12 protein-coding genes are annotated in these 17,396 nt (G+C 73.2%); 8 read left to right on the top strand and 4 right to left on the bottom strand.

The genetic code is table 11. The features are described 5' to 3' along the window. Positions 1-105: 105 nt before the first annotated feature. Positions 106-693: a DNA-3-methyladenine glycosylase I gene (locus BCL65_RS04565; protein WP_106265621.1), complete on the bottom strand. Its 588-nt coding sequence runs from the start codon at positions 691-693 to the stop codon at positions 106-108. 292 nt (positions 694-985) lie between these two features. Between BCL65_RS04565 and BCL65_RS04560 the strand changes: the two genes are divergently transcribed. From BCL65_RS04560 to BCL65_RS04530, 7 genes are all read left to right on the top strand, one after another. Continuing rightward, on the top strand, positions 986-2,008 hold the full coding sequence (locus BCL65_RS04560) for a LacI family DNA-binding transcriptional regulator (protein WP_106265619.1): 1,023 nt from the start codon (positions 986-988) through the stop codon (positions 2,006-2,008). A 136-nt stretch (positions 2,009-2,144) separates the two neighbouring features. Continuing rightward, positions 2,145-3,431, top strand: coding sequence for a sugar ABC transporter substrate-binding protein (locus tag BCL65_RS04555; protein ID WP_106265617.1), 1,287 nt, complete (start codon positions 2,145-2,147; stop codon positions 3,429-3,431). Positions 3,432-3,460: 29 nt separating this feature from the next. Then, the gene (locus BCL65_RS04550) at positions 3,461-4,444 is read left to right on the top strand and encodes a carbohydrate ABC transporter permease (RefSeq protein WP_106265615.1); all 984 of its coding nucleotides are present in this window, start codon (positions 3,461-3,463) and stop codon (positions 4,442-4,444) included. Then, positions 4,441-5,259, top strand: a complete 819-nt coding sequence (locus BCL65_RS04545; protein ID WP_106265613.1) for a carbohydrate ABC transporter permease — start codon at positions 4,441-4,443, stop codon at positions 5,257-5,259. The genes BCL65_RS04550 and BCL65_RS04545 overlap by 4 nt, the downstream gene beginning before the upstream one ends. A 13-nt stretch (positions 5,260-5,272) precedes the next feature. Next, complete coding sequence (locus tag BCL65_RS04540) at positions 5,273-7,273, top strand: glycoside hydrolase family 127 protein (protein ID WP_106265611.1); 2,001 nt, start codon at positions 5,273-5,275, stop codon at positions 7,271-7,273. Next, positions 7,270-9,330, top strand: a complete 2,061-nt coding sequence (locus BCL65_RS04535; RefSeq protein ID WP_106265609.1) for a glycoside hydrolase family 31 protein — start codon at positions 7,270-7,272, stop codon at positions 9,328-9,330. The genes BCL65_RS04540 and BCL65_RS04535 overlap by 4 nt, the downstream gene beginning before the upstream one ends. Before the next feature lie 191 nt (positions 9,331-9,521). Beyond that, a complete protein-coding gene (locus BCL65_RS04530) occupies positions 9,522-13,427 on the top strand; it encodes a LamG-like jellyroll fold domain-containing protein (RefSeq protein ID WP_106265952.1) in 3,906 nt (1,301 codons plus the stop codon). 81 nt (positions 13,428-13,508) lie between these two features. On the opposite strand, the gene BCL65_RS04525 is transcribed toward BCL65_RS04530, so the two are convergent. Further along, entirely contained in the window at positions 13,509-14,711 is a 1,203-nt protein-coding gene (locus BCL65_RS04525; protein WP_106265608.1) for a beta-ketoacyl-[acyl-carrier-protein] synthase family protein, read from the bottom strand. Positions 14,712-14,916: 205 nt separating this feature from the next. On the opposite strand from BCL65_RS04525, the gene BCL65_RS04520 reads away from it, so the two are divergent. Beyond that, entirely contained in the window at positions 14,917-15,552 is a 636-nt protein-coding gene (locus tag BCL65_RS04520) for a lipocalin family protein (RefSeq protein ID WP_165799909.1), read from the top strand. A gap of 46 nt (positions 15,553-15,598) precedes the next feature. Here BCL65_RS04520 and BCL65_RS04515 read toward each other — a convergent pair whose 3' ends face one another. After that, positions 15,599-16,120: an O-acetyl-ADP-ribose deacetylase gene (locus tag BCL65_RS04515; protein WP_106265606.1), complete on the bottom strand. Its 522-nt coding sequence runs from the start codon at positions 16,118-16,120 to the stop codon at positions 15,599-15,601. Positions 16,121-16,161: 41 nt separating this feature from the next. After that, complete coding sequence (locus BCL65_RS04510) at positions 16,162-17,361, bottom strand: substrate-binding domain-containing protein (protein ID WP_106265605.1); 1,200 nt, start codon at positions 17,359-17,361, stop codon at positions 16,162-16,164. Positions 17,362-17,396 lie beyond the last annotated feature (35 nt).

Raw genomic sequence — 17,396 nt, 5'->3', positions numbered from 1 at the left:
ACCGCCAGGCGGCGGCGGCGAACGGGAGGTAGCGCAGGATTCGTGCCATGACCTCACCCTCGGGCGGAGTCCGTCTCGTCGCCACCCGGTGCCGAGCGGCCGGTGCTACGCGGCCGAGGGCCGGGCGACCACGGGGCACGTGGCGAGGTGGTCGTCGACCAGCCCGCACGCCTGCATGGCCGCGTACGCCGTCGTCGGGCCGAAGAAGCGGAAGCCCTCCTTCTTGAGGGCCTTGGCGAGCGCCTTCGACTCGTCGGTGGCCGCCGGCACGTCCTGCCAGGTGGCCACCCGCTCGGCGCGGGGCGGGGGAGCGAAGGACCAGAACAGCTCGTCGAGGGTGCGTCCGGAGTCGTGCAGAGCCAGCACCGCGCGCCCGTTCCCGATCGTGGCCTCGATCTTGGCGCGGTTGCGCACGATCCGGGCGTCGCCCAGGAGCCGCTCGACGTCGTCGGGCGTCATGGCCGCCACGTGCTCGGGCTCGAACCCGCCGAAGACCTCGCGGAACGCGTCGCGCTTGCGCAGGATCGTCAGCCAGGACAGACCGGACTGGAACCCCTCGAGGGCGATCCGTTCGAGCAGCTCGGCCTCGCCGTGCACCGGGTGGCCCCACTCCGTGTCGTGGTACGCGGCGTAGAGCACGTTGCCGTCGCCGAAGCAGCGCGCGGCGGGGGCCGGTGTCGTCTCCTGGGTCATGTCCCCAGCCTGACGGAAGGGACCGACACCCGGCGCGAGCCGTCCACAGGCCGACAACGCCCCCCTCCCGCTGTGGGTGCACGACACGCCGGCGGGCCCGGTCGGCCCCGCGGCGTGTCGTGCACCCACAGCGGGAGGGGGGTGTGGCGTACGGTGCGAATCGGTTCGACGATCAGCGAGCGTATCGGTGTGATCACGGCTCGATCAGGGCCCTTGCGTGACGCGCACCACGCGCGCTACTGTCGAACCGGTTCGCAAAGAGGAGACCGACGAGAGAGTTCGAGGAGGCACGGTGGCCACCATCGGGGACGTCGCCAGGGTCGCGGGTGTCTCGCGCAGCACGGCGTCGTACGCGCTGTCGGGCAAGCGCACCATCTCCGCGGACGTCCGCCGTCGCGTCGAGACCGCCGTCCGCGACCTCGGCTACACGCCGAACGCCGGCGCCCGGGCCCTCGCCACCGCCCAGACGCGCGTCATCGGGCTGCTCGCCCAGTTCCTCGAGGACGAGTTCGCCCCCGCGATGCTGCAGTACATGCTCGGCGTCTCCAACACGGCCCGCGAGCTCGGCTACGACATCCTGCTCGCCACGGAGGCCGACGGGCGCAACGCGCTGCGGCGCATGACCGACTCGCGCATGGTCGACGGAATCGTGCTGCTCAACGTGGCCGAGCACGACGACCGCCTGCCGATCCTGCGCGAGGCCCCCCAGCCGGGCGCGCTCGTCGGGCTGCCCGCCGACTGCACCGGCGTCGACGTGTTCGACCTCGACTTCGAGGACGCCGGCCGCCTCATGGTGGACCACCTGCACCGGCTCGGGCACCGTGAGCTGGTGCTCGTCTCCCAGCCCGAGCACGTGGTCGAGCGGGGCGGCGCCTACGTCTGGCGCCTGCAGAACGCCGCGATCGAGGCGGCCCGCACGCGCGGCATCACGCTGCACGCCGAGTTCGGCTCGGCGCACCAGCCGGAGGTCGGCCGCGACCTGCACGGCCTGCTCGACGCCTACCCCCGCGCCACGGGCCTGCTCATCAACAACGAGGCGGCCGCGGCCGCGCTGCCGACCGTGCTGCACGAGCGCCGGCTCACCGCGCCGGCCGACCTGTCCGTCGTCGGGCGCTACTCGGACGAGTTCGCCCGCACCTTCTCCCTGCCGTACTCCTCGATCGAGAGCGCACCCGACCGCCTCGGCCGCATGGCCGTGCGCGAGCTGGTGCGGCGTATCGAGGGCCAGGCGGGGGCCGACGAGCCGCACGTCGTCCGGTTCGTCACGCCCGAGCTGGTCGACCGGGGCAGCACCGCCGCCCCGCGAGGGGACTGATTCCGCACCACCTTCCGAGGTGGCTCTCGCGCCGCCTGTTAGCGAACCGGTTCGACACCGGTGGAGACCTCAGCACACGAAGCACCGCCCCGGCCGCCGACGACGTCGGACCGGCCCCGTTCAAGGAGGAACTGCCATGCAGCACACCCGGCGCAAGCCCACCAGTCTCGCGGCCGCGGCCGCTCTCGCCGTCGTCGGCGTCAGCGTCCTCGGCGCGTGCTCGTCCGACGACGGCGGCAGCGGGTCCGGTGACGGATCCACCGACGCCGCCGGCGGCACCTACACCTGGTGGGACCCGTACCCCCAGCACGACGGCTCGTCCGACTGGGAGGCCCGCGTCCAGGCCTGCGGCGAGGAGGCCGGCGTCACCATCGAGCGCACCGCCTACGACACCACCGCGCTGACCAACCAGGCGCTGCTCTCGGCGCAGGAGGGCACGTCCCCCGACGTCATCCTCATCGACAACCCGGCCGTCTCCACCCTCGCGGACACCGGGATCCTCACCACCGTCGAGGAGTTCGGCCTGGACACGTCCGCGATCGACCAGAACCTCCTGGACGCCGGCGTGGTCGACGGCGAGGCGTACGGCATCCCCATCGGCGCCAACACGCTCTCGCTCTACTACAACGCGGACATCCTGTCCGACGCCGGCGTCGACCCGGCGTCGATCACCGACTGGGACTCGCTGACCGCGGCGCTCGCGCAGGTCACCGACGCGGGCCACAAGGGCATCACCTTCGCGGGCATCGGCACCGAGGAGGGCTCGTTCCAGTTCCTGCCGTGGTTCTGGGGCGCGGGCGCCGACCTCACCGACCTCGACTCCCCGGAGGCCGTCGAGGCGCTCGAGCTGTGGAAGGGCTGGCTCGATCAGGGCTACGCACCCAACACCGTCATCAACAACTCCCAGAACACCGTGTGGGAGGAGTTCCTCACCGGCGACTTCGCCTTCGCGGAGAACGGCACCTGGCAGGTCAACAGCGCGGCCGAGGCCGAGTTCGAGACCGGCATCGTCCAGCTCCCGGCCCAGGACGGCGGCGTGGCCCCGGCCCCGACCGGCGGCGAGTTCATCGTCGCGCCCGTCCAGGAGGACACCGCCCGCTACGAGGTGACCCGCCAGATCGTCGAGTGCATGACGACGCCGGAGGGCTTCGTCGAGACGGCGAACACGTTCGCGTACTACATCCCGCCGACGGCGGAGGGCCAGGAGCAGCTGCTCGCCGAGAGCGGCGAGGACGCGGACCTCGAGCCCTGGGTCGAGGCGGTGCAGAACGCCAAGGGCCGCACCAGCGACGGGCTCGGCACCGACTACCCGGTGATCTCCGAGGCGCTGTGGACGGCGGTGCAGAACGCGCTCTCCGGCGCGGCCACACCGGCCGAGGCGCTCGAGACGGCGCAGGCGGACGCCGAGGCCGCCACCAGCTGACGAACGGCAACCCCGACGAAGGACCTCTCATGACCAGCACCCCGACAGACGTCGGGTCGCGCGGCACGCTGCGCGGCACGGCGGGCACCACGCCCGCCGTGCCGCCCGGCGGCCGGCGCCGACGGACACCGAGCCCGAGCCAGTGGGCCGCGGTCGGCTTCGCCGCACCGCTCCTGGTGTACCTCGTGCTCTTCTACGCCTACCCGTTGTGGCGCAACATCGACCTGTCGGTGCACGACTACACGATCCGCGCGTTCGTGCAGGGCGACGCCGAGTTCGTCGGGCTGCAGAACTACGTCGACGTCTTCAGCTCCGCGACGTTCCCGACCGCCCTGTGGAACACCTTGGTGTTCACGTTCGGATCCATCGCCTTCCAGTTCACGATCGGCCTCGCGCTGGCCGTGTTCTTCCGGTCGAGCTTCCGGCTGTCGGGCACCCTGCGCGCGATGTTCCTCGTGCCGTGGCTGCTGCCGCTGATCGTGTCCGCCTCGACGTGGGCCTGGATGCTCAACAGCGAGAACGGCGTCGTGAACTCGGTGATCACCGCGTTCGGCGGCGAGCAGATCAACTGGCTCACCTCGCCGGACACGGCCCTGCTGTCGGTGACGATCGCCAACATCTGGCTGGGCATCCCGTTCAACCTGGTCATCCTCTACTCGGGGCTGCAGAACATCCCCGGCGAGGTCTACGAGGCCGCCGCCCTCGACGGCGCCGGCGCCTGGCGGCAGTTCTGGTCCGTCACGTTCCCGCTGCTGCGCCCGGTCTCGGCCATCACGATCCTGCTGGGGCTGATCTACACGCTCAAGGTCGTCGACGTCATCTGGGTGATGACCACCGGCGGCCCCGGCGACTCGTCGACCACGCTGGCGATCTGGTCCTACCGCGAGGCCTTCGGCACCGGCCAGCCGGACTTCTCGCCGGCCGCCGCCGTCGGCAACCTGCTCATCGTCATCGCGCTGGTGTTCGGGTTCCTGCACCTGCGTCTCCAGCACCGACAGGAGGCCTCGTCATGACCGAGCGCAAGGTCTGGTGGAAGACGGCCCTGGGTCTGGTCTTCACCGCGCTGATGCTGTTCCCCGTCTACTGGATGGTGAACGTCTCGTTCACCCAGACGCGGGACCTGCGGGCCGACCCGCCGCACTGGTTCCCCTGGGACCCCACCTTCGAGGGCTACGAGGCGGTGTTCAGCCAGCAGCTGCCGGCCCTGGGCACCAGCCTGCTCATCGGGCTCGGCTCGGTGATCCTCACCGTGGTGATCGCCGCCCCCGCCGGCTACGCGCTCGCGCTGCTGCACCTGCGGGGCGGGCGCACGCTGAACTTCCTGCTGCTGGTCGCCCAGATGATCCCCGCCGTCGTCATGGCGATGGGCTTCTACGCCGTCTACAACAACCTGGGCCTGCTCAACACGGTCCCCGGGCTGATCGTCGCGGACTCCACGGTGGCGGTGCCGTTCGGCGTGCTGCTCTTCACCGCCTTCATGGCGGGCATCCCGCGCGAGCTCCTCCAGGCGGCACGCGTGGACGGCGCCGGGCCGTGGCGCACGTTCGTCTCGATCGTGCTGCCGGTGAGCCGCAACTCGATGCTCACCGTGTCGCTCTTCGCGTTCCTGTGGGCGTGGTCGGACTTCATCTTCGCCTCGACGCTCAACCGCAACGGTGACCTCATCCCGATCACGCTGAGCATCTACAACTACATCGGCAACAACACCACGCAGTGGAACGCGATCATGGCGACCGCCGTCGTCGCCTCGATCCCGGCGTCGATCCTGCTCGTGGTCGCCCAGCGCTACGTCGCGGCCGGCGTGACCGCCGGCGCCGTCAAGGACTGACAAGGACTACTTCGTGACCAACACCCTCACCAGCAGCGGCGTCCGGGCCCGTCCGGTCGCCCCCGGCGGCACCCGCCGCGGGCTCGGCATCGGCGAGCTGCTGCTCGACGGCGGATTCTGGGGGCGTCTCCAGGAGACCAACGCCCACGCCACCCTGCAGCACTGCCTCGACTGGATGGAGCGCCTCGGCTGGCTCGCCAACTTCGACCGGGTCAGTGACGGAACAGCCGGGACGTCGGGTGTCCCGCGGCCCGGGTGGCAGTTCTCCGACTCCGAGGTCTACAAGCTGCTCGAGGCGATGGCGTGGGAGCTCGGGCGCACCGGCGACCCGGCGGTCGGCGCGCTGTGGGACGAGCTCGTCGACCGGGTGGCGGCCGCCCAGGACGACGACGGCTATCTCAACACCTGCTACGGCCACGGCGGCCAGCCGGCACGCTGGTCCGACCTGTCGGCGGGGCACGAGCTGTACTGCACCGGCCACCTGCTGCAGGCCGCCGTCGCCCGGTGGCGCACCCATGGCGAGGACCGGCTGGTGGAGGTGGCGCGCCGCGCCGCCGACCAGGTCTGCCGGGAGTTCGGCCCGGACGGCCGCCCGGGGATCTGCGGCCACCCCGAGATCGAGGTCGGCCTGGCCGAGCTGGGCCGGGCGCTGGACGAGCCCCGCTACACCGCGCAGGCCCGGTTGTTCGTCGAGCGCCGCGGCCACGGGACCCTCGCCCCGATCGCCCTGCTCAGCCCCGCCTACTTCCAGGACGACGTCCCCGTGCGCGAGGCGGACGTGTGGCGCGGGCACGCGGTCCGTGCGCTGTACCTCGCGGCGGGAGCGGTCGACGTCGCGGTCGACACGGGCGACGACGAGCTGCGTGCCGCCGTCGAGCGCCAGTGGACGCGCTCGGTGGAGCGCCGCACCTACCTCACCGGGGGCATGGGCTCGCGGCACCAGGACGAGGGGTTCGGCGACGACTGGGAGCTGCCGCCGGACCGCGCCTACTGCGAGACGTGCGCCGGCATCGCCTCGGTCATGGTGTCGTGGCGCCTCCTGCTCGCGTCCGACGACGTCCGGTACGCCGACCTCGTCGAGCGCACCCTGTACAACGTGGTCGCGACGTCGCCGCGGACCGACGGTCGCGCGTTCTTCTACGCCAACCCGCTGCAGCAACGGGAGCAGGGCGCCCCGATGCAGCCCGACGCCGTCAACCCGCGCGCCGAGGGCGGGGCGCGGGCGCCGTGGTTCGACGTGTCCTGCTGCCCCACCAACGTGGCGCGGACGCTCGCGTCGTGGCACACCTACGCGGCGTTCGTCGACGACGCCGACGGCGACGCTGCGGGCACCACGACCGTCACGCTCGCCCAGTACGCGAGCGGCGACGTCCGCGTGGCGGTGGGCGAGGGCGAGCTCGCGCTGCGGGTGGACACGACCTACCCCGCGTCGGGCACCGTGCGGGTCACGGTGCTCGAGGCTCCCGACCGTCCCGTGACGCTGCGCCTGCGCGTCCCGGCCTGGGCCGACGGCGCGACGCTCGCGACGTCGTCCGGCCCGCTCCCCGGAGCGGATGCCGGGGTGCCGCGCGCGGTGGCCCCCGGCTGGGCCGAGGCGTCCGGGGCGCTCGCGGTGGGCGACGTCGTCGTGCTCGAGCTGCCCGTGGCGCCCCGCCTCACCTGGCCGGACCCTCGCGTCGACGCCGCGCGCGGCACGGTCGCCGTCGAGCGGGGACCGCTCGTGCTCTGCCTGGAGTCGGTGGACCTGCCCGCCGGCGTCGCGCTGGACGAGGTCCGGATCGACGTGGCGGCGGGCGTGCGGCCGCACGCCGACGGCGCGCTCGTGCGGGCTCGCAGGCTCTCGCTGCCCGACGACGGCACGGGAGCACCGCCGTTCACGTCCGGGCCGTCCCGGCCGCAGCCCGACGGCGCGACGGCGGACGGGTTCGACGTCCCGCTCGTGCCGTACCACCGCTGGGCCGAGCGCGGCCCGTCCACCATGCGCGTCTTCGTGCCGGAAGGAGATCCACAGTGACCGACCACCCCACGCCGCCCGTCCGGGCGGACGGAGACCGACTCGTCTGGCGCGGCGGCGGCGAGGTCCTCGTCGTCGAACCCTGGGGCCGCGACTCGGTGCGCGTGCGCGCCACCGTCCTGGGCGACGTCGAGGACACCGACTGGGCGCTGCTGCCCCCGGACCCGGAGGCGCACGACGACGCGCGGGTCGAGATCCGCCCGGACGGCGCCACCCTGGCCAACGGAGGGCTGCGGGTCGAGCTGACGACGTCGTCGTGGTTCCACGAGCCGGTCGGCTACGAGGTGTTCCGGTGCGACCTGGCCTTCTACGACGCCGCGGGGCGGCTGCTGTTCCGGGAGCTGGGGCGCGGCGGGTCGCTCGACCTGCGGGCCCGGCACTTCCGGCCGCGCGCCGGGGGCGACGGGCACGAGCTGACGGTGGCGTTCGAGGCGGACCCGGACGAGCGGCTCGCCGGCATGGGGCAGTACCAGCAGCACGTGCTGGACCTCAAGGGCTCCACGTTCGAGCTGGCCCACCGCAACTCGCAGGCCTCCGTGCCGTTCGTGGTCTCCAGCGCGGGGTACGGGTTCCTGTGGCACGACCCGGCGATCGGGCGGGCGACGTTCGCCCGCAACCGCACCGAGTGGCACGCGGAGTCCACGCGGCAGCTCGACTACTGGGTGACGGCGGCGCCGACCCCGGCCGCGATCTCGCGCAACTACGCCGACGCGACGGGGCACGCCCCGATGATGCCGGAGCGCGGCCTCGGGTTCTGGCAGTGCAAGCTCCGCTACGCCAGCCAGGAGCAGCTGCTGGAGGTGGCGCGCGAGCACCGCCGGCGGGGGCTCCCGCTCGACGTGATCGTCGCGGACTTCTTCCACTGGCCGCACATGGGCGACTACCGGTTCGAGGACGAGTTCTGGCCGGACCCGGCGGCGATGGTCGCCGAGCTCCGGGAGCTCGGCGTCGAGCTCATGGTGTCGGTGTGGCCGCAGGTGGCGCTGTCCTCGGAGAACTTCGCGTTCCTGCGGCAGAACAACCTCCTGGTCCGCACGGAGCGCGGGCTCGACGTGCAGATGTCCTTCGAGGGGCCGAGCGTCTTCCTCGACGTCACGAACCCCGAGGCGCGGGCCTGGCTGTGGGAGACGTGCCGGCGCAACTACGGCGAGCACGGGGTCCGCACCTTCTGGCTGGACGAGGCCGAGCCGGAGTTCGGCGTCTACGACTACGACGCCTTCCGGACGCACCGGGGCTCGTACCTGCAGGTCGGCAACGTGTACCCGCAGCACTTCGCGCGGGCCTTCGCGGACGGCCAGCGGGCCGACGGCGAGACCGAGGTGGTCAACCTGGTGCGGTGCGCGTGGGCCGGCAGCCAGCGCTACGGTGCGCTCGTCTGGTCGGGGGACATCTCCTCGACGTGGGAGGACCTCGCCCGGCAGGTCACTGCGGGCATCCACATGGGCGTCGCGGGGATCCCGTGGTTCACCACGGACATCGGCGGCTTCCACCACGGCGACGTCGCGGACCCGGCCTTCCACGAGCTGCTGGTGCGCTGGTTCCAGTTCGGCGCGTTCTGCCCGGTCATGCGGCTGCACGGCGACCGGCTGCCGTACGAGAAGGTCACGGCGGCCGACGGCTCGCGGCGGCTCCGTTCCGGTGGTCCGAACGAGCTGTGGAGCTTCGGGGACGCGGTGTACGGCGTCCTGGAACGGTACGTGCACCTGCGCGAGGCGCTGCGCCCCTACGTCCGCGAGGTGATGCGCGCCGCACACCTCGACGGCCAGCCGGCCATGCGCGGCCTCTTCCACGACTTCCCCGACGACCTGCACGCGTGGGAGGTCGACGACCAGTTCCTGCTGGGGCCGGACGTCCTCGTGGCGCCCGTCCTGGAGCCCGGGGCCCGCGAGCGGGAGGTGTACCTGCCCGCCGGGGCGTCGTGGGCCGACGCCGCGACCGGCGAGGTGCACGACGGCGGCGCCTCCGTCGTCGTGGACGCCCCGCTCGACGTCGTGCCCGTGTTCTTCCGCGACGGGGCGCTGACGCACCTCGTCGGACGGACGGCGGGGACGACGTGACCCGCGCCGGGCTGCGCGGTCGGCTGACCGCCTAGACCTCAGCGGACGACGGCCGCCTGCCGGCCGTCGTCGAACCGGTTCGATAGCGAAAGGAGGCAGGAACGCCACCGCCCGTCGGGCGGGCTCGAACGACGACGTCCGAGCGTGCGCAGCACGGCGCGGACGCACCACCAGAAGGAAGGCACTCGATGATGAGCACGACACCTTCGCGGGGCAGACCACGACGGACCACCGTCGCGCTGTCCACCGTCCTGGCGCTCGCCGCCGGGTCCGGAGCCGCTGCGCTCCCTGCCGCGGCCGACGAGGTCCCGGCACCCGACCTGCACTACACGATGGAGGACGTCACCGACGGCACGGTGCCGGACGCCTCCGGCAACGGGCTCGACGGCACGATCTCCGGCGACACCGCCGTCGTCGAGGGTGCCGGGGGGACCGCCGCCCTCGACCTGCTCGGCGGGCACGTCGTCATCCCCCGCGGCGCCCTCGCCGGTGCCGCGGACCTGACCGTCTCCGCCCAGGTGCGCTGGGACGGCGAGGGCGGACCCTGGCAGCGGGTCTTCGACCTCGGCACCGACACCAGCCGCTACCTGTTCACCACACCGTCGAACGGCGGGGACCTGCGCACCGCGGTCACCGGCGGGGGCGCGGGCGGCGAGGCCCAGGTGACCGGCCACGGCCCCCTCGAGGCCGGGGACTGGGTCACGCTGACCGTCACGCTCGACACCGCGGCGGGCGCGCTCACCACCTACCTCGACGGGGTCGCCGTGGGCTCGGCCGACACCTCCGTGGCGGGCACCGACCTGCTCACCGACGCCGCCGCGCAGGCCGGCTACATCGGGAAGTCCTTCTACCCGGACCCCGCGTTCGACGGCGCCGTGGACGACTTCCGCATCTACCGCTCGGCGCTGACCGCCACCCAGGTGGGCGAGCTGACCGAGGAGCTCGGCGGGACGGTCCCGACGCTGGGGTCGCTGAGCACCGACACCTTCGAGGTGCGCACCTCGGCCGGGACCGCGCCGGACCTGCCCGCGGCCGTCCGGGCGTCCTGGTCCGACGGCTACGATCGCGACGTGCCGATCGCGTGGGACGACGTCGACCCTGCCCAGTACGAGACCTCCGGGTCGTTCACGGTCGCCGGGGACGCGGCCGGGACGCCGGTGACCGCGGAGGTCACCGTCACCCGCGGTGAGCTGGTGGTCGACCTCGGTACCGACACCGGCGAGTTCCAGGGCGGCGCGTCCGGCCTGCTGTACGGCCTGTACGGCGAGGGCATGCCGACCGACAACCTGGTCGAGGGCATGGGCGTGCAGTCCGTGGCCACCAAGGCCCAGGACGGCGCCCAGCACCCCGGGTCCGACGCCCTCGAGGTGCTCGAGCCGCTGGCCCGCACCACCGGCGGGGACGTGTACCTGCGCGTCACCGACTGGTACCGCGGCTTCCCCTACCAGTGGCCGTCCCCCGACCAGCCGGACGCCTCGCCCGCGGAGAAGCTCGACAGCTACCGCTCGGTGCTCGACGAGCAGCTCGACATGATCGAGACCCTCGACGCCGACACCCGCGAGCACCTCGTCATCGAGCCGTACAACGAGCCCGAGGGCAACATGTTCGGCACCGGGCAGTGGAGCTACGACCGCACCTCGTGGCTGACCGACCCCACCGACTACTTCGCCGCCTGGGACGAGACCTACCGCACCATCAAGGAGCGGTTCCCGGACATGCGGATCGCGGGCCCCGGCACCAGCCGGCTGTACACCCAGGTCCAGGGCTTCCTCGAGCACACCGTGGCCGAGGACACCGTGCCCGACATCATCACCTGGCACGAGCTGACGCACCCGCAGGCCATCCGTGAGTCCGTGGCGGAGTACCGCGAGTGGGAGGCCGAGATCTTCGCCGGCACCTCCTTCGAGGACACCGAGCTGCCGGTCAACGTCAACGAGTACGCGTTCAACTACCACACCTCGGTCCCCGGCCAGATGGTGCAGTGGATGTCCGCCATCGAGGACGCCAAGGTCCAGGCGATGATCGCGTTCTGGAACATCAACGGCAACCTGTCCGACTCCGCGGTGCAGACCAACCGGGGCAACGGCCAGTGGTGGCTGTACAACGCCTACAGCCGGATGACGGGGCACACCGTCGAGGTCACCCCGCCCTACCCGGGCCAGAACTACAGCCTGCAGGGTGTGGCGACGCTGGACGAGGAGCAGCGCCAGGCGCGCGTCATCCTCGGTGGCCAGGACGGCACGGCCCCGATCGACCTGGTGAACGTCCCGTCCGACGTCTTCGGGGACGACGTGCGGGTCACGGTCCGCGAGATCCCGTGGACCGGTCAGCTGGGTGACTCCGCCCAGCCGCGGCACCTGGCCGACCTCACCGTCCCGGTCGCCGACGGCACCGCCACGGTGGCCTTCGACGGCGCGCAGCTCCCCGAGCTGGACGAGTCCAGCGCGTACGAGCTGATCATCACACCGGTGGGTGCCGGCGAGACCACCGCGTCGACCCCGACGCTGTGGCAGGGCAGCTACGAGGCGGAGGACGCCGAGTACACCGGTGACGGCTACTCGCGCAACGGTCCGGAGGGCTCGCCGCAGGACGTCGGCAAGTTCTACACCTCCGGGGGCTTCGACGTCGGCGGCCTGCGGACCGGCTCCGACGGCGTCCTCGACTTCGAGGTCACGGTGCCGCAGGACGGCACCTACGACCTGTCGGTCTTCGCCTCCAGCCTCAACACCTACGAGCTCGTGGCCGAGCAGGGCCCGACCAACGTGTTCCTGCGGGTCGACGGCGACGCCGAGCAGGAGATCTTCCTGCCGCTCGGCTACAAGTGGGTGGTCTGGGACCACGCCGACACCACCGTCGAGCTCACCGAGGGCACGCACACCATCTCGCTCGCGGCCCAGAGCCTCGACGGGTCCGGTGCCACGCAGGGTGACGCGCTCATCGACCGCATCACGCTGGCGCTGCCGAACCCGGAGGCCGAGACCTCGGTGTACGAGGCCGAGACCGCGGTCATCGACGGCGGGACCACCACCTACGAGGCGGCCGACGTCTCTGGGCCGGGCGCCGTCGAGCTGGCCGAGGGCGACTCCGCGACGTTCTGGGTCTACTCGCCCGTCGACGGCGAGGCGCTCCTCGGGGCGGACGTCGTCGGCGCCGCCGGTGACGGCACCCTGACCGTCAACGACGAGGACGTGCTCGACCTGAACGCGTCGCGGGAGGTCGCCGTGCACCTGGCCGGGGGCGTCAACAAGGTCGTCGTCACGGCCGGTCCCGACGGCCTCGTGCTGGACCGCCTGACCGTGGCGCCCGGCACCGGCGCCCTGGAGGCCACCGCGTACCAGGCGGAGGACGCGGAGCTCGCGGGCGAGGCGACCGTCGCCGAGTACTCCCTGGCCGAGGGCGGCTCCGCCGTCACCGGCGTCGGGGGCGAGCCCGGCAACGGCAACACGCTCACGTTCCGCGTGGCCGCCGCCGAGGCCGGGAAGCATGCCGTGGTCGTGCGCTACTCCAACCCGGAGCAGGTCGACGGCACGCACTACAACCCCAACCCCGTCGCCCGGTACGCCGACATCTCGGTGAACGACGGCGAGGCTCGCCGGGTGGCGTTCGTCCCCACGTTCCACGAGAACAACTTCTGGGAGCGCACGGTCGTGCTCGACCTCGCCGAGGGCGAGAACACGATCTCCCTGCGTGCCGAGGAGATGCCGAACTGGGACGGCGAGACCTACGCCTCCGAGACCTGGCCGGCCGACTACCTGCTGCGCTCGCAGTGGGCGCCGATCGTCGACCGGATCACCGTCTCGCCGCTCGCCCGCTCGCAGGCGGCCGCACCGGCGAGCCCCGTGGCGGTCGACGTCGCGACCGAGTGCCGGGGCAGGAAGCCGTTCGTCGTGGTGACCGCGACCAACACGTCCGACGCGCGCACGGACGTCACGGTCGCGGTCGGCGGCGACGTCCGCACCCGGGACGTGCTCAAGCCCGGGAAGACCTGGAAGCTGCCGTTCGCGGCGGCGGGCCGCACCGTCGAGGCGGGCGAGGTCACCGTGACGGCCGGCGGCGTCACCACCGCGCACGCGCACGAGGCGGTCGGCTGCCGCTGACCCGGTCGCACGCCCGGAGGGTCCGGTCCCTCGAGCAGCCAGCTCGAGGGACCGGACCCTCCGGGCGTCGTACGGCAGCCGTCAGGACCGGGTCAGCACCAGCGCCGCGCTGTGCCCCCCGAAGCCGAAGGCGTCCACGAGGGCGACCTCCGCCGTCGTCGCCCGGGGCGCCGTGACCACGTCCAGGTCCACCTCCGGGTCGAGGCGCGTGGTGTGCAGCGTGGGCGGGACGACGCCGTCGCGCATCGCGCCGAGCGCTGCCAGCACACCGAGCGGGCCGGAGCCGCCGAGCAGGTGGCCCGTCGCCCCCTTGGTGGCCGTCACCGGCGCTGCCACGCCGACCGAGCGCAGGGCGCGCGCCTCGTTGAGGTCGCCGGCGGGCGTGGACGTCGCGTGCGCGTGCACCAGGCCGACGTCCGACGGCGTCACCTGCGCCGAGCGCAGCGCGAGACCGATCGTGCGGGCCTGGTTCACGGGCTCGCCACCCACGATGTCGTGCGCGTCCGACGTGAGCGAGAACCCCTCGACGGCGCCGAGGATCGTGGCGCCGCGCGCCCGGGCGTGCGACTCCTCCTCGAGGACGACCATCGCGCTGCCCTCGCCCATGACGAACCCGTCGCGCGTCGCGTCGAACGGGCGCGAGGCGGTCTCGGGGTCGTCGGTGCGCGAGGACATGGCCCGCGCCCGCGAGAACGCGGCGATGACCAGGTCGAGGACGCTCGCCTCGACGCCCCCGCAGACGTACACGTCCGCCTCGTCCGCGAGGATGGCCTGGCGCCCCATGCCGATCGCCTCCGAGCCGGCGGCGCAGGCGGTGACGGGGGCACGGGCGCCCGCCTTGGCGCCGAGGTCGATGGACAGCCACGCCGCCGGGCTGTTGGCCATCACCATCGTCACGGCGTGCGGCGACACGCCCCGCTGCCCGCGTTCGTCGAGGAGCGTGTGCTGGGCCAGGGTGGTGCCGTACCCGCCGTTGGCGGTGCCCACCGCGACGCCCAGCCGCTCCGGCTCCACGTCCGGGCTGCCGGCGTCGGCCCACGCGGCGCGTCCGGCGACCAGGGTGAGCTGTGCGACGCGGTCCGTGCGCCGGACCTCGCGCACCTGCAGCGCGTCGGCGAACACGTCGTCGACGCGGGCCGCGACGTGCACGGGCAGTCCCTCGGCCCAGGGCTCCTTGAGCGCCGACACGCCGTTGGCGCCGTCACGCAGGCCGGTCCAGGTCTCGGTCGCCGTCAGGCCGAGGGGTGTGACCGCCCCGATCCCGGTGATGACTGCTCGTCGCACGTGTGCTCCCCATGTTGTCGTCAGGCGCCCCCTGCGCGATGGTGCGCATGTTTTCACGGGCAACGGGCGGGCGCCACAGCGTCCCGCCACCTGCTCGGACGCATCCGCGAGAGGTGCTCGGGGCGAACACGGGGAGTGTCGGCGGCCGCCGGGTCGCCGCTCCCGCCGGGCAGGGTGCCCGGCGTGTGGACAGGAGGTGCTCAGCATGATCGTCCGTCGTCGTACGACCCGCGGCCTGACCGCGCTCGTGATGTCCCTCGGGCTCGCCCTGGGGCTGCTCGCCCAGCCGGCCGCGGCCACCTCGGACCCGTCGCCCGGGAGCGCGGAGGCGGCCGCCGGGGAGGTGGTCGGTGTCTCCGGGCTGGACGTCGAGCGCTACCTCGGCACCTGGTACCAGATCGCCGCCGTCCCCGCCGTCTTCGAGCTGCAGTGCCGCCGGGACGTCACCGCGGAGTACACGCTCGTCCGGGAGGGCGTGGTCGGCGTGCGCAACGAGTGCCGGACCTGGTTCGGCCGCACCAGCTCGGTGACGGGCGAGGCCAAGGTGCTCAACTCGCCCGACAACTCGGAGCTGAACGTCTCGTTCCTGCGCCTCGGTGGCCGGTACGTGCACCTCGGCGGCGCGAACTACGTCGTGACCGGCCTCGGGGCGGACTACGACTGGGCGGTCGTGGGGGACCCTGACCGGACGAGCGGCTTCATCCTGTCCCGGACGCCCGATCTCACCGAGGCGCAGCTCGACCAGGCGCGGACCGCGGTGACGGACGCCGGGTACGACCCGTGCGAGTTCCGCCTGACGGTCCAGTCGGACGGGCAGAGCGAGCGGGGCCGCCTCTGCTGATCCTGCTCCGGGGCGTGCGGGCGCCCGCCGGGTCACCCCACCGGCGTCAGCGCTCGCACGCCTCGGTGAAGGCCGTCAGCGCGACCGCGTCGAAGAGCACGAACCGGACCTCGTCCACGGCGCCCGGATTCTCCGCGTCCCAGGTCCGTACGGCGTCGACGGCGACACGCGCGACGTCGTCGGCCGCCCAGCCGTAGACGCCGGCACCGACGGCGGGGAAGGCGACGCTGCGGGCCTTCGCGTCGGCCGCGGCCCCGAGCGAGGCGCCGAAGCACGAGGCGAGCAGGTCCGGGTCGGTCTCCCCGCGGTGGCGGTTCGGGCCGACCGTGTGGACCACCCAGGCGGCGGGCAGGTCGAAGCCCGGCGTGACGACGGCGTCGCCGACGCCGAGCCCGTCCGGGAGCGTGGTGCGACGCAGCGCGCGGCAGGCCTCCAGCAACCGGGGTCCGGCCGCGGCGTGGATGGCGCCGTCGACGCCGCCACCGCCCAGCAGCGTGCTGTTCGCGGCGTTGACGATCGCGTCGACCGTCGTGGTGGTGATGTCGTTCTGCTCGACGTCGATGCGCATGTCGTCCTCCGGGTGGTCGGCCGGTGCGTTCCTTGTCGACGCTAGTGCGTCTCGCGCCCGTCCGGCACCGGACCCGTCGACTCGCGGACCATGAGCTGGGGGCTGATCGCCGTGCGGTGCACGGGCCGGTCCGGGTCGGCGAGCCGCTTGGCGAGCAGGTCGACGGCGGCGCGCCCGACGGCGTCGCGCGGCGGGCGCACCGCGGTCATGGCCGGGCTGAAGAGGCCGGCCACCTCGTCGTCGTAGGAGATGATCGACAGGCCGCCGGGGACGGCCAGCCCGCGTTCCATCGCCCGCTGCGCCACGATCGACGCCTCGGGGTCGGAGTGCACCAGCAGCGCCGTCGTGCCCGAGCCGACGGCCGTGGCGACGATCTCGTCCACGACCCCGGGGAACTCGGGGGAGTGGCGGTCGGGGGCGAGCCGTTCGAAGTGCTCGTCGGTGGTCAGGCCCAGGTCCGCGCAGGCGGCCCGCCAGCCGGCGGCGACCTTCCGCGACGTCGGCGACTCCCGCGACAGCACCAGCCCGACCCGCCGGTGGCCCAGGTCGGCCAGGTGGTGGACGGCCATGAGCGCCCCGAGCGCGTGGTCGGACACGACCGACTCGAGCGCCTCGCGGTGCGGCGCCAGGGTCGCCTCCCGCTCGACCAGCACGTGCGGGATCCCGGAGTCGACGAGCCACCGCGCCACCTGGGAGCCGTGGCCGGCGTCGACCCGGGGCGCGAGGATCAGCCCGCGCAGGTTCTCGGTCTGCGCGAGACGCTCCAGGGCGGGGCGCTCGTCGGCGGCCTCGTAGGACGACCCGCGCAGCACCACGCGCAGCCCGTGGCGCCGTGCCTCGTCCTCCATGCCCCGCACCACCCCGGGCCAGTAGTAGTCGAGCGAGGGCACCATGACACCGACGGTGCCGGTGGTGCCGGTGGTGCTCGTGGTGACAGGTCGCTCCCCGACCTGCCCCGTCGCGTCGGGGCGCTCGTCGTCGGGGCGGGCAGGCGGTGTCGTGACCGGAGCGCTCCCGGGAGCACCGCCAGGTGTCTCCAGCGGCACGGCCCCGCCGTGCACCCGGCGCAGCAACCCCTCCCGCTCGAGCTGGGCGATGTCGCGGCGCACGGTCACCGCGGTCACGTCGAGCTCGGCCGTCAGCTCGGCCACCCGGAGCACGCCGTCGTGCCGGAGCGTCGCGAGCAGACGGGCGCGACGCTCCGCGGGCAGGGTCGCTCGGGGTGCGGGCTCGGTGCTCACGGATCCTCCTCGGTGCCGGCATCGGTGCTGGTGGT

The organism is Isoptericola halotolerans, assembly GCF_003003075.1.
GTDB classification, from domain to species: Bacteria; Actinomycetota; Actinomycetes; order Actinomycetales; family Cellulomonadaceae; genus Isoptericola; species Isoptericola halotolerans_A.
Note: the sequence above shows the minus strand (reverse complement) of the source record. Positions and strands in the feature narration are given on the sequence as shown.

What these genes read in the sequence shown, in the direction of transcription:
- BCL65_RS04530 (WP_106265952.1), top strand. Translation starts at nt 9,522, where the DNA reads ATGAGCACGACACCTTCGCGGGGCAGACCACGACGGACCACCGTCGCG.
- BCL65_RS04515 (WP_106265606.1), bottom strand. Translation starts at nt 16,120, where the DNA reads ATGCGCATCGACGTCGAGCAGAACGACATCACCACCACGACGGTCGAC.
- BCL65_RS04520 (WP_165799909.1), top strand. Translation starts at nt 14,917, where the DNA reads ATGATCGTCCGTCGTCGTACGACCCGCGGCCTGACCGCGCTCGTGATG.
- BCL65_RS04545 (WP_106265613.1), top strand. Translation starts at nt 4,441, where the DNA reads ATGACCGAGCGCAAGGTCTGGTGGAAGACGGCCCTGGGTCTGGTCTTC.
- BCL65_RS04565 (WP_106265621.1), bottom strand. Translation starts at nt 693, where the DNA reads ATGACCCAGGAGACGACACCGGCCCCCGCCGCGCGCTGCTTCGGCGAC.
- BCL65_RS04555 (WP_106265617.1), top strand. Translation starts at nt 2,145, where the DNA reads ATGCAGCACACCCGGCGCAAGCCCACCAGTCTCGCGGCCGCGGCCGCT.
- BCL65_RS04550 (WP_106265615.1), top strand. Translation starts at nt 3,461, where the DNA reads ATGACCAGCACCCCGACAGACGTCGGGTCGCGCGGCACGCTGCGCGGC.